General features: G+C 46.2%; 12 protein-coding genes. All 12 read right to left on the bottom strand.

Features of this window, described 5'->3' with window-relative positions; translation table 11 throughout:
* Positions 1-284: 284 nt before the first annotated feature.
* The 12 genes from C4S72_RS12480 to C4S72_RS12535 all read right to left on the bottom strand — a co-directional run bounded on the left by C4S72_RS12480 (position 285) and on the right by C4S72_RS12535 (position 13511).
* Positions 285-1190: a glycosyltransferase family 2 protein gene (locus C4S72_RS12480; RefSeq protein WP_146071906.1), complete on the bottom strand. Its 906-nt coding sequence runs from the start codon at positions 1188-1190 to the stop codon at positions 285-287.
* 73 nt (positions 1191-1263) lie between these two features.
* A complete protein-coding gene (locus C4S72_RS12485) occupies positions 1264-2529 on the bottom strand; it encodes a hypothetical protein (protein ID WP_146071907.1) in 1266 nt (421 codons plus the stop codon).
* 82 nt (positions 2530-2611) lie between these two features.
* Positions 2612-3622 carry a hypothetical protein gene (locus tag C4S72_RS12490; protein WP_104003448.1) on the bottom strand — a complete coding sequence of 337 codons (1011 nt, stop codon included), beginning with the start codon at positions 3620-3622 and terminating at the stop codon, positions 2612-2614.
* A gap of 4 nt (positions 3623-3626) precedes the next feature.
* On the bottom strand, positions 3627-6440 hold the full coding sequence (locus C4S72_RS12495) for a rhamnan synthesis F family protein (RefSeq protein ID WP_104003449.1): 2814 nt from the start codon (positions 6438-6440) through the stop codon (positions 3627-3629).
* A complete protein-coding gene (locus tag C4S72_RS12500; RefSeq protein ID WP_160115511.1) occupies positions 6437-7321 on the bottom strand; it encodes an NAD-dependent epimerase/dehydratase family protein in 885 nt (294 codons plus the stop codon). The genes C4S72_RS12495 and C4S72_RS12500 overlap by 4 nt, the downstream gene beginning before the upstream one ends.
* Before the next feature lie 19 nt (positions 7322-7340).
* The gene (rfbC, locus tag C4S72_RS12505; RefSeq protein WP_104003451.1) at positions 7341-7889 is read right to left on the bottom strand and encodes a dTDP-4-dehydrorhamnose 3,5-epimerase; all 549 of its coding nucleotides are present in this window, start codon (positions 7887-7889) and stop codon (positions 7341-7343) included.
* Positions 7879-8766 (bottom strand): glucose-1-phosphate thymidylyltransferase RfbA, encoded by an 888-nt coding sequence (gene rfbA, locus C4S72_RS12510; RefSeq protein ID WP_104003452.1) that lies wholly within the window; start codon positions 8764-8766, stop codon positions 7879-7881. Before rfbA ends, rfbC begins: the two co-directional genes overlap by 11 nt.
* Positions 8763-9686, bottom strand: a complete 924-nt coding sequence (rfbD, locus tag C4S72_RS12515; RefSeq protein WP_104003453.1) for a dTDP-4-dehydrorhamnose reductase — start codon at positions 9684-9686, stop codon at positions 8763-8765. Before rfbD ends, rfbA begins: the two co-directional genes overlap by 4 nt.
* The gene (gene rfbB, locus C4S72_RS12520) at positions 9683-10774 is read right to left on the bottom strand and encodes a dTDP-glucose 4,6-dehydratase (protein WP_104003454.1); all 1092 of its coding nucleotides are present in this window, start codon (positions 10772-10774) and stop codon (positions 9683-9685) included. Before rfbB ends, rfbD begins: the two co-directional genes overlap by 4 nt.
* Positions 10775-10939: 165 nt before the next feature.
* A complete protein-coding gene (locus C4S72_RS12525; RefSeq protein WP_104003455.1) occupies positions 10940-12040 on the bottom strand; it encodes a chain-length determining protein in 1101 nt (366 codons plus the stop codon).
* Positions 12037-12723 (bottom strand): ABC transporter ATP-binding protein, encoded by a 687-nt coding sequence (locus tag C4S72_RS12530; protein WP_104003456.1) that lies wholly within the window; start codon positions 12721-12723, stop codon positions 12037-12039. The genes C4S72_RS12525 and C4S72_RS12530 overlap by 4 nt, the downstream gene beginning before the upstream one ends.
* Positions 12720-13511, bottom strand: a complete 792-nt coding sequence (locus tag C4S72_RS12535) for an ABC transporter permease (RefSeq protein ID WP_235009136.1) — start codon at positions 13509-13511, stop codon at positions 12720-12722. The genes C4S72_RS12530 and C4S72_RS12535 overlap by 4 nt, the downstream gene beginning before the upstream one ends.
* Between the last annotated feature and the right edge of the window lie 34 nt (positions 13512-13545).

Consider the following 13545-nt stretch of genomic DNA (forward strand, 5'->3'; position numbering starts at 1 on the left):
ACCAAAAATCCTATCGACAACGAACGCTCTCAGCCACGCCAGTATAATAATCTACAAAGATTGAAAATACTCTATAAATTTTCTAACCGTTTTCTTAAAACATTACTCTGTTACTCGTGAGTTTACCGTTGCGATTTAACAATTCGACGATTCGAATTTTTTGTACCATAGGCGTTCAGGCGAAGGAACTTTTATATTTAAGGTGCAGCATAGCCTATCAAGAGCACATAGTTTTAAATTTTAAGAGACCAATTAATAACCCAGACTATATTATTTCCATAGGACTAGAAAACCTCAGAGTATTTATCTGGCAACACAAAATATCGATCTTTTAATTCTCTTTGTATAGATTTATCAACTTGATAAAACTTTTGTTTTTTTGAAGCAGGCCCCAGTGCTGCAGAATTTTCAACAATACTTCTCTGAGCATTGGACGCTATATCATTAGCAACTTCTACGTCCAAAATTACTTCATCTTCTCTATTGTCGAATTTTGAAAAAACCGCACGTATTTCTTCATCGTCCCATAGCCATCGTTTCGCACCAGTTCCATCCGGGTGTCTTTCACGATCCCATTCGATACTTCTTAGAGTTTTCTGGCGTTCAAGGCGAACATTCAAATCAAAATCTTTCAAATGGAGCAATAGCAAGTCGGATTTAATCGTAGGAAACGCAGTTGACGAATGAAATCCCTGTCCTAGGCTATTCGGCTTCCGGTTTATAATTGGTTTACACATGGCTGCGCTAAATGAACAATATCGTCTTTGGGTAAGGATTTTTTCATCGTGTTTTAGTTCAGCTTCACGAGAAAGCTTCTGGACCAAGTTAAAACCAATAGGCGACATACTTTCTTCCCTATTACGGCGAAAATAATCAACTAAACCAGTGTATTTATCTGGATCAGCCACCATAATCTCGTCTGCGTCACAGTAAATGACCACATCGTAATATTGAAGCATAGCCTGCATTATTCTAGTCACTGATCTAGCTCGACGAATTTCATTCATTCCCTTTTCACGAGGCAAGCGCATTCGACTGATTTTTTCATTTAAGCCATTTAAAGAAAAATCATCAGAACCATGATCTAAAACCAATAAATTTTCGAAACCAACCTGCTTAGAGTAATAATCAACCCATTTATGTATGAAATAGCTTTCATTATAGACCATAGTCATTACTAAAACATTCACGCCCTTAGCTCCCAAACAGAAATAAATATTAAAATCAGTAAATTAAATATTAATTTTTATGAAAAACTCACAATCACTTACCTATCAATCTTTCATAAACCTTTCTTAGTCCTGGAGCATTTGGGTTGACTTTAAGTCCAACTTCAACAAGTTTTTTCGCTTTATTAAAATCACCACTTTTTTCCAACGCAATAGCAAGCTCACGAAAAACCACTGGAGGGGCTACATTATCTTTATCTAGAACATTATTTAGCGCTGACGATACATAGGACTCTGACTCAGATGTAACAGACTGATTTGGCGATGCGGCTCCAGATATATAGTAGCGTACGGCATCAATAAGCTTCGCAACAATTTCAGCCTGAGGATTATTACCTACCATATCTTGCAAAACTTTACTAACATTTCCAGATTGTGATCTTGCGATTTCAATAATATCTTTCTCTGAACGTATAGCAAAATCTATTTCCGAAAGTTCTTCCTGAAAACTATAATTTATTCGATTTTCTATCCATAATTTGTCTCCCAAATTTTTAGCAAGTATAGGTTCGACAAGTTCCTTATGAAACTTAAGCTTTGACCCTCCGATAGCACGAAGCGCACTAATCAGCCTATTATTATCACGTGTCGCGCCTTTATAAGATCCGTAACCTGGTCCGTACTTCCGATAGACATACATCAAAGATGTTGCTTCGAGAGATAAGCTTTCATTAACACGAACCACCTCTTCCTTGGAAATATTTTCTCCTAGCCGATACGCAATATCTAGTACCACATCACCTTCATGGAATAGCTTCTTATCAAAGGGAATAAGTGTTACATTTTCCTCGCCAAATACTTGATCATATACTTCGAATCTAGATCTATACTGCGGATACACTCTGTTAAGGTCTAAGAATCCAATACCGCCTTTTACCATTTGTTGGAAAGCGCTTTCCATATACGATGCAGGAGTTCTGACATAAGCATAAACTTTAAAATCATCAAAATATGGTTCGAAGAATTCCTTTAACCTGCGCACCCTGTCTATACCACCGGGATGAGATAGGTCCTCTGCCGATATCATCACATTATTCTTAGTAGAGCTTCGAATCTGACTTAACAATAGATCCTTGTACTCAGTCCTCAGTGCTCGTATATCCTCTAAAGAACGCCCTGCCTTTATATTTCCATGATAATTCTCTGGATTTTCCCAAAAAAGAGTTGCGAAGAACCCCGAATGATTCGGCGAGCCTAAGTTCAAATATTCTAGATCTTTGAACTTTGCTGAACAAAATGTTTCCTGGATAGAAGAAGATCCAGTTTTATGCATTCCTATATGTATTACAAGACGTTTCATTTTTAAACTCAGAATATTATTAAAAAAGGCAAACTAATTCTTACATTCTCATGAATTCTGACGCCACACCCATCTAATATTACTAATCTTCATTCATTTTACTTTTAAGCAACTCAATTTCTTTATATAAATGATAAATAACCTTAAACAAAGCACGATTAGTATCCAATGGAGTTGAACTATAATCTTTATATTTTAGCGTAGTCAGATCAAAACGGGCCTGACCGCTCGCCTCAAAAATCTTATTAATTTTATCAACCTCGCCCTGACACTGTTCTACATAACTGGCCACATCACTTTCAACTGGTAGAAGTTTGTTATAGGGCTGAGACTTTTGCATTTTTTCGTAAAGTCCAGCCTCTTTAAGCAACGGTTCAAGCTCATCAGGCAAGATCGCCCCTTCAGCCATTGAGTTATGGTATGCAAACAGGGCCATCGCGGCCGGGGGCGGAGTGTCATTTTCACGTAAAGACGGAATGTCACCCGTTTTCAAGCTAAGCACATTAGCGACGAAGTGAGCGCTGACATCCTGAATATCATCAAAATTGTAGAAACATGCCTCGTCAGCGAAACTGCTCCATCCTTCAAGCTTAGGCGTGACGACGTAAGGTTTTCGCCGTACCCAATTGCGAAAAGGTTGTATCGGGCCTGAGTTGATCTTATGTTTGATGCCCCACTGTAAATAAGCCGATAGTATCCAGCTATCCGGCCTCCGAATATAACCGATAATTTGAATATCGTAACGGTCCCGAAGTGCGTTAAGCGCTGGCTCGACGTTTTCAATACAGTCGAAAAGTGATTCGTTTGACCATATCAACGTATGTAGGTCAGGGGGTAACTTGTCCGCCGCATACTGTAGCACATGAGCTAGCTCGCGATTGGCCTGCGCCCTGTCCATACAGGTATACCGCTCCCAGCCATCGACAACATGCCAGTCGTACTGAGCAACCGGTAAGGACAGATGTTCAAGCATTAGCCCAAGGTATTTGATGCCGTGCTGTTCCAGCGTTGGGCGCGCCACCCGCAGGGTTTTCTGGATGGAGGAGCTTCCAGTCTTGCCCATTCCGACATGGATAATCAGTTTCCGTTTCATCGCGTCACCATTTTGTTCCGGCTGTGTAAACCCGCTGGACTTCGTATCCCGCTTCCATAGCCAACTGTGGAAGAATGCGCTCAAAAGCATGCAGAATAGAGCCGTCGTAAGGAATCGGCTCGGGTAAGTCGAATGTATGGGATGCCCATTGTGTGATCGCCTCAATAGCTGATACCCGCGCCCAAAACATGGTGCCCAACGGGAAATGTCTGTAATTTGGCCAGCGCGACTGGTTAAGTGGTTCCAGAAGCTGCTCTATGTATTGGCCGTTCTTACCTTCATCTGGAAGATGGTTGTCTTCCGCGAAGATCAAACCAACGCGTTCATTATTAAACTTGTCCAGAATTTCTCGTGCGGCACTGGGTGAACCTAGAAGGTTATGCGCTAAATAACGCCTCCAGCGATCACCAACACCGTCGGCATTATCAGCCGATTTCTTGGTGTGAAAATGGCCCATCAATTCGTATCGCCCAAAGATCTCTTCACAGAACTGACGATGGAAGGGATAAACGTCCCGGCCGCTATTATCCACTTTGCGCAAGTGCATCGTGCCAGAGACACTGCCTTTCAACAGCTCGATTTGTTCCTCGGTTAGCTCTGGGACATGGGTTACAAACAGATCGACGTCATGCTCTGCCAGTACCTGGAAGTAAGTACAGAATCTCGGGATGAGGTCGGCAAAGTAGATGTGAAATTGCAGAGCAATTCTGCCACGAAAAGTAGCAGACTCGCAGGTGCCCGATAGCAGATGCACAGGCATCATATCGACTGTAGTAGTCATTGCCTTTTCTACAAGCTCGGGGAAGGCGATCGCCTTTTCCTGGTATTCATCCAATACGCTCTGTATGTCGGACCCTGGGAACGGCTTAGCCTGCGCAATCCCCTTGTACAGCAGGCTGAGAAAATGCTCTGCCCGGCTTTCCCGTCCAAAGAAAGACAATCCATAGAAGTCGGGATCGAATCGCTCGCGGAATATCTCACTTTCTACTGCACGACGGATCGCAGTCTTGCGGGTAATTGACTCTTCCAAGTCTTCGATCAACTTGTCTATGTAGCTGTCAAAGTCTAACTCCCGCTGGCATATCCGAGCATTACTACCATCTCGACGAACAAGGTAATCAAACTGTTCAGCGACCTTGTAAGCCAGATCGCGCGGATCACCATAGTCGCCGAGCACAGCACGTGCTGCGTGCTCTTCAACAAAATCGGCAATTCCACTAGCGTCTCGGAACGCGCCTATGCCGCAGTCAGCATTGAGGGCATCAACCGCAACGTTGGGAAAAGGATCTAGCCGGGAGGTCAGCAGAAAGAGGTCAGCGTCATTAAGTGCTGCCCCAACGTCATGCACCGATCCAGGAAAGTGCACCCTATCCTCGATACCTGCACGATGAATGTAAGCATCTAGCCAGACGCTGACGGAGGTATCGCTCTCGTCGTAACCTCCACCAAGCCAGACAAATTGCAGACGCTCCGCTCGTTTATCACCCTTTTTGTACAGTGCTTGCTGCAGCGAGTGGCAAGTCTCTAGAAACCAGTCGACGCCTTTTCGTGGCTGTATGTGCCCAGCGCCAACTACGAGCAGATCGTCCTCGGACAGAGCGAGATGAGACCTGAGCGACCAGTCATCGTCTTCTTCATGCGACTGAAAGCCGAGATAGCCTTGCGGCTGGATTCGCAAGTGTCGAGGGGCATGCTTCACTCCCCCAGCCTTTTCGAGTTCGCGCAGGCCCGAGCGCGCCAAACTCTCCGCCGGATAGACGACTAGGTCCGAAGTGAGCAGCATCCGGGCTACCTTTCCAACCGGGCGAGTATATTCAGCGTATTCATGCAAGAGACTTACGGTTGGCAGGCCAAGAGAAGCCGCGGCGTCCGCCATGTCGATGGACTCGACGGAATTCAAGAGCACTGCGGAGAGGTCATGACGCTCGCGCAGACGTTCAAGACAATAGGTCAATGCGCCAATACCGTTCACACCAGGCGCATCAAGATGGGCAACACCTGCCTCGATAAACTTGGAACGCAAGGCACCGCCACGTAGAGTAGCCGTGATAACGTTGTATTTTCGGGACAAACGCCTCGCCACTTCCAACGCTACAGCCGGAGCACCCGTTGCCGTGGCATCATGACTGACCACCAGCAACGTAGACTTTAGATTGTCTGGTTCGACTCCACCTTCGGTAAAAATCGTATCCACATCGAGCCAGCCAACACGTCCTTCCCGAAGCCCATGCCTAATAAAGTGGTGTAGTGAATTTATGGGAGCACTAGCGATATCCTGATATATCGTTTCATAAAGCGTTTGGTCAAACAGCCCCTCGATATATGCTCTGCCGTGTTCGGAAACCTCAAGAAGATCTTTAATCCATTGATGCACGTGCTTTCGGTCGTAGTCATTCCCAATCACACCATTTTCAAGCATAAGGTCAAACAACTCAGTTCCGAGAACAGACCCCGAGGGCTTCGGGTACTCTATCTCTTCACCGCTCTCTATCCCCGGCTCGACTCGCTCAGTTATTGCAAGCTGCTCTGCACAGCCTGTCCTTCCTTCGTGACGCCCATAACGAAGAAAGTGAACTAACGGATTGTTGCTGTTGCTCCGGACGTCGGGATATGCCTCTAGATAAAAACCAGAGTCAAACCAACCGGCGACCACAAGCGGGTGCTTTTCGTAATGCTGCAGAAAGTGCTCAATGGGATCATCGACATTTTTTGGTAAAGTCTTGGCATATACTGTCCAGTCAACACCACTTTTTTCCAAAATTTTATAATGAGCCCATGAATTATCTCGTTTGACAAATTTTCCTATCAATTTTTTCATACAACTACCTTTGAAAGCTTGTCATAAAGATATTCTTTTGCCGAAGGCCCACCAATCGCTAAACCAAATGAGTCGTGAAAGCGTTGAACCGAAACACTACTTGTCACAACATCACCCTCGCTGGGTGTGCCGACAACGATTTCCGCACCGGGAAGCAAGTTTTTAGTTATATCGACAAGTTCTTGTAGATTCACAGGTACACCGTACCCGATATTGTAAATTCCAGGCAAAGAACGATCTATCATAGTTACCAAAGCACGCGCCATTTCTGGGGCATAAATATAATCACGACATGCAGCAGGGTGATAATGCGCGAAGAACGGCTCTTTGCGTGACACATGATCAATCAAAACATCAACTAAGCCGTGAGTAGGATGATCCTCATTCCCAAAAGGATTCGTTACTCTAGCACATGTATAAGTAATATCTTTTTCGTGTGCAAATTGCTGGAATAGGGCTTCTTCTACCACTTTCATTCTGCCGTACCAAGATTGAGGGGACACGGGGTCACACTCAACACTTGGCCGCCCCGGTGCTTCTCCATATACGGTACCAGCTGAGGATATTTGCAAAAAAGCAGCTGGAGGCCTTTGACGTAAAAGCCTCAATACCCGCTGCATAGCGGCCCAAAATTCATTCATAGCACCATTCAGGTCATCCTCAAAATTTCTAGGTTTAAGGCCACCCAGGGCATTAACAACGATAGAAGAGCTATCAAGAGCAGAAAGAATCTCCTCCTCATCCTCGAATGTATATATTGAGTTACTACCCTCCCTACCTGTTCGCGCAACTCCTGACCACGGTCTTCCTTGACGATCCAGCTCACGTGCTATATTAGAGCCTATGAAGCCTGTCGCACCTAAAAGTAGTATCTTTTTCACAAACTTGGTTCTCTGTTTATCAACTAAACTTGCGGGCATCCTTCAGACTTTGACCCGCCGAGTCTTTTTCTGATAACGCTGGATAAAAGCCTGAAACAATAGGCCAATCTATTGCAAGCACTGGGTCATCCCAGCGAATACAATACTCATCACCAGGATTGTAATAGTCGGTACACTTATATTGGAATTCAGCCTCTTGACTGATCACATAAAAACCGTGAGCAAACCCCGGTGGCAGCCAGAGAAACTGTTTATTGGCATCACTTAAATGCACACCCACCCAATTTCCAAAAGTCGGACTATTTTCCCTCATATCTACAGCCACGTCATAGACTTCACCTTTGGTGACGCGAACTAACTTGCCTTGGGGTTTATCCAACTGATAATGCAAGCCCCGCAAGATTCCCTGTTTAGACTTACTATGATTATCTTGAACGAAGGTATAATTTCCGCAGTGCCGTTCAAACTCAGACTGCCGAAAAGTTTCCATAAAGAAGCCACGATCATCACCAAAAACCTTGGGCGTGATCAGGATCACATCAGGAATGGCTAATGGCTCAAACTCCATTTTCACCACCTGCTTCTTTGACCACTTTTAAAATATATTGGCCATAGTGTGTCTTTTTAAGCTGCTCACCTTGTTCCTGAAGCGCCTTTTTAGTAAGCCAACCATTATGAAAACCAATTTCTTCAAGGCAAGCTACTTTAAGGCCTTGACGGTGCTCAATGGTTTGTACGTAACTACTGGCTTCAAGCAGGCTATCGTGTGTGCCCGTGTCAAGCCACGCAAAACCGCGACCGAGGCGTTCTACATGAAGATCACCGCGCTCAAGATACGCATTATTGACACTAGTAATTTCCAGCTCACCACGCTCTGAAGGCCTGACATTTTTAGCGATTTCAACTACATCATTGTCGTAAAAATAGAGACCGGTCACTGCGTAATTCGATTTTGGCTTTTCAGGCTTTTCTTCAATTGAAACTGCTTTTCCAGCCTCATCAAATTCCACCACACCAAAACGCTCAGGGTCATTCACCATATAACCAAATACAGTTGCACCTTTCTTTTGTTCACCAGCACGTTTCAACTGCTCAGAAAAATGCTGACCATGGAAGATATTGTCACCCAATACTAAGCATACTGAATCATCTCCAATGAATTCTTCGCCGATAATAAAGGCCTGAGCTAACCCATCTGGGCTTGGCTGTTCAGCATATTCAAAGCGAACGCCAAACTGTTCACCCTCTCCCAGTAAACGCTGGTAATGAGGTAGATCTTCTGGTGTCGAAATTACAAGTATTTCCTGGATACCTGCCAACATAAGTACTGAGACAGGGTAGTAGATCATCGGCTTGTCATAAACAGGGAGTAGCTGTTTTGAAACGCCTTTAGTGATTGGATGCAGGCGAGTACCAGAACCACCAGCCAAAATAATTCCCTTCATGATTTCTCCAAATATTCAGTCAATGTAAGTGCTAACTGGTCTTGCCAGCTGGGCAATGAGAGCCCAAAAGTGCTTTGTATTTTTTTTAAATCAAGCCGTGAGTTCAAAGGCCGTTTAGCTGGGGTAGGATAATCACCGGTCGGTATAGGATTAACATTACTAAGTTCAAGTGCGAGTATCTTTCCTTTTGCTGCTGCAAGCCTAAAAATCGATTGCGCGAAATCATACCAACTAGTTTCACCAGTGGGTGACAGATGATAAATACCGGAAGCCACAGTTTCACATTCTGCCTCCTGCACTTCTCGATAATTACGGCAGGAGACTATTTTACAGACGGCAACCGCAGTGACACCGGCTATTAGCCGTGCGGGTGTTGGTGCTCCGATTTGGTCCGCAACAACATTCAAACTGTTTTTCACTTCGGCTAAACGAAGCATCGTTTTCAGAAAATTGTTGCCACGAGCACTGTAAACCCAACTTGTACGAAAAATTAGATACCTACACCCGCTGGCCGCAATTGCCTCATCACCTTCCAGCTTAGTTTTTCCATAAACCCCTAAAGGGCCCGTAGGAGCTACTTCACTGAAAGGTGTATCACCAATACCTGGATAGACATAATCAGATGAGTAGTGCACTAGCCAGATACCTTTGGCATGAGCATACTCGGCCAACTGAGCAGGCAACTCCATATTTAATCTCCGAGCTTTTTCCGGCTCGGACTCGGCCCTATCAACAGCGGTATAGGCACAAGCGTTAACAATCAAGTCGGGCTTATGAATTTTTAAATATTCATCAACAGCCAACGGGTCTTCCAAGTCCAGCTCTTGACGCGTCGGCACCTTTATTTGCCCAAAGAGTGCCAATGACCGACAAAGTTCGTAACCAACCTGACCCGTGCTGCCTGTTATGAGAATATTCATTTAGATATCCCTAGGCGCTCCCCCTGATAACTACCATTCTGAACACGCTTCCACCACTCTTCGTTATCCAAGTACCATTGGACTGTTTTGCGCAAACCGGTTTCGAAAGTTTCTTGTGGTTTCCAGCCTAGCTCTCGTTCAATTTTTCCGGCATCAATGGCATAGCGCACATCGTGACCTGGGCGGTCGGTTACGTAGGTAATGAGGTCGCGGTAGCTTTCTTTCTGGGGGACTAATTTCTGCAAAGTATCGCAGAGCGTATGAACCACTTCGATATTCTGTTTTTCGTTGTGGCCACCGATATTGTAGGTATCGCCTATATCCCCATTTTGCGCCACCAGTATCAGCGCGCGGGCATGGTCTTCAACATACAGCCAGTCTCGAATCTGTTTACCGTCACCATATACGGGAAGGGGCTTTCCTGCGAGGGCATTGAGGATCATCAGTGGGATAAGTTTTTCAGGAAAATGGTACGGGCCGTAATTGTTGCTACAGTTTGTCACCAGGGTTGGCAAGCCATAGGTACGCTGCCAAGCACGGACCAAATGGTCTGAACTGGCCTTGCTGGCAGAATAAGGGCTGCTTGGCGCATAAGCTGTTGTCTCAGTGAACAAAGGAAGCTCATCGCCGGTGAACTCATCCGGGTGAGGTAGGTCTCCGTAAACTTCATCTGTTGATATGTGGTGGAAACGAAAAGCTTCGGCTCTATCTGGCGCCCACTCTTTCAAGCTATTCCAATAGTTACGAACAGCTTCCAGCAGTACGCACGTACCAACGATATTGGTTTGAATAAACTCTGCGGGCCCATCAATGGACCTATCCACATGGCTTTCAGCTGCCAAGTGCATAACGATATCTGGTTCGTGGTCGGATAGTGCCTTCTGCATCGCTACCGGATCACCGATATCCGCATGAATAAAGGTATACCGGGGATTCTGCTCAATACTGGAAAGAGACTCAAGATTGCCCGCGTAGGTTAACTTATCGACGTTAACGACTTTGTGGTTACTGTGATTAATAAGCTCACGTACAACGGCCGAACCGATAAAGCCGGCACCACCGGTCACAAAAAAGGTTTTTTGAACCATAACAACTCCTTGACTAATCTCAGGCACGCTACCGCCCGGTCGCGCTATCCTCCCTAACGGAGAGCAACCTCAAACCGCACTTAGCTTCGCCGGTAAACCGACTCTATTCTCAAATTCAACTTAAAGGTTTTGGCCCTATCATCACTTACCAAAACCTTTAGAAACCTAATCTTTGTGATCTTTCACGATCAACACCAGCATCTGTAGGATCAGCCCTGCCAGCAAAGCGATAATCGCGAACACCACTGTGTTGTAGAGCCTACGCGGCTCTACTGAATATTCCGGCAAAGTCGGGCTCTGCAGCACAGATACCTGCTTGAGCTTACGTGCTGCTTCAATACGCGTATTTTCCAGTGCCATTAAGGCGCCTGAGTAGCTTTCTTGAGCAAACTGGGTACTTAGTTCAAGCGTTTGGTATTCGGACGAAACTACGTTCAATGCACCACCTGACTGCTGGGCCATCCGAGCTCGTTCGAGGCTGATTTGTTGAATCAACGCCTTGATTTCAGCTTCGACGCGCTGTACTTCTGGTGAGCGCTGGCTCTGGTAGCTCAAGAGTGCCGTCTTTTTAGCTCTGAGATTAGCTAGTTGGGATTCGAGACTGGCTACTACCGCGTTGATACTTTCGACCGTACCTGTCGGTGATACCAGACCGTTCTCATTCTGGTACTCAATCAACTTCTGGCGCGCCTTATCAAACTGTTTCGCCTGATTAGCGACCTGCTTCTCCAGAAAACGAACCTGTTCTTCTGCAAGCCTCTGCCCCATGAGGTTCATGTGCCGCTCACCTTCACTCAGCAGGAAAGTCGCTAATGAATGTGCCATTTCAGGATCAAAAGCGACCACCTTGACGCGAAGTACGCCAGCATAGGAGTCCAGTTCAACAGATACGCGTTTCAAAAAGTACTCATGCAGCTCTTCAATCGTCACATCTGCCGCTGACAGCGCCGAGAAAAAATCGATACCGCTCTGCGTATAGTGGCCACGCAGATCAAGAGCTGCATCTGCTTTACGCAACATATCCACTGACAACAAGTAGTCACGCAGCAATAGCATGTCACCACTATTGCCCCCAGTACCACTAAGCAATGACTGGAAGCTTAGTGTTGGCGCCGCGATCTGCGGACTTTCCAACACGATATTAGCTTCTGATACATAGCGGTCACTGGCCCAAATCCCCCAGTAAAACGCCATGAAGACTATCGATAACAGGCAGACAAACCAGTAAGGGTATTTCTTGATGAGCTGTTTAGTGTCCGTTTTCATCCCTTTTCGCTACCCTTATCTTTCTTACCGCTACTCTGATGATATGCATCGATAGCTTCGTTAATGTCGTCAAACCAGATCGCTTGTCCCTGGTTGAGCCAAATGCCGGATTGACACAAATCTTTCAAAATCCCCTCTGAGTGGGACACCATGATGATGCTTGCTTTTCCTATCCGGTCACTAAACGCCTTGGTAGCCTTCGCCCTGAAGGCCCTGTCACCGACAGCTGTCGCCTCATCCGATAAATAGACATCGAAGTCGAATGCAAGCGAAAGGCCGAAATTCAGCCTTGATCGCATACCTGAGGAGTAGCTCCTTACTGGCTCATCAAAGGCTTGCCCTATCTCTGCAAATTCCTCGACTCGCGCGACGATATTGTCAATATCATCTCGGCTGCCGTGAACACGAGCGACAAAGCGCACATTCTGCCGCCCGGTCATAGATCCTTGCAGCCCGCCGCCAAGGCCGATTGGCCATGAGATACGGCTGTCAGTGGCAATCCGGCCCCGATCAGGGCTATCCATCCCCCCTATCAATCGCAACAGCGTGGATTTGCCTGCGCCGTTGCGGCCAACAAGTCCCACGCTGACATTGCTGGGGATTTCGATATTTACATCTTTGAGCACCCAGTCACTTCCATGGTGGTTGTGATAGCGCTTGTAGAGGTTTTCCACTTTTATCATTGCCGCTTTAACCTCAACTCAAAGCGAACATGCAGCATTAGGCCCAAGGTGATCATCGCTAAAGCCCAATACCAGAGATACAGTAGACTGGTGCCATGCACCGGTCTGTAAAGGGGGAAGAATGTTGCACGCAGGGTTTCCAGACCGTGCACGATGGGGTTCCACATCACATAGACCAGCAGATCATGGGGCACAAAATTCAGAGGAACGATCACACCCGAGATAATCAGCAAAGGCATGGAAATAATACGTAGAATCTTACCTATCTCCGGAACCAGCCCCGCGAGTGCAGAAAATACAAGGCCTGCACCTAACCCCAGGCACCAGAGCGAAAACCAGGCTCCGAGCGCAGCCAAAGGCTCCGCAGGCACAAGATCGACATCCAGAAGCGTACCTACCACAATAAACAGAATAAAAACAAAGGATCTAAGCAGCCCCTCCAGATAACATCGCACGAAAACTGGATCAATTGGCTTTACCTGCCGGTAGGAAAACAACCCTTTATTCGCGTCAATGGCCCCGATGGGGCGCATCATGTTTTCCCGCACTAGGTAGAAGCCAAACAGGCCGGTAATCATCCAGGGGATAAGTTCTGCACCATCAATATGGCGCATATTGCCCATGATCACGGTACGGATGAGAACCATCACCACAATCATCGCAATCGGTTCAAACAGCATCCAGAACCAGGCCATACGGTCAGCCATGGTCCGGGCAAGCGCTTCTCGGATAAACATGGCGTGCCAGACCGAGCGGGTGACCTGCCAGGGTGTTCTTGTACTCTGCACGCATAGACCTCATGCGAAAATAAGGCGGGCAAGG

The sequence above is a fragment of the Marinobacterium lutimaris genome, from assembly GCF_900108065.1.
In the GTDB taxonomy this organism is placed as follows: Bacteria; Pseudomonadota; Gammaproteobacteria; order Pseudomonadales; family Balneatricaceae; genus Marinobacterium_D; species Marinobacterium_D lutimaris.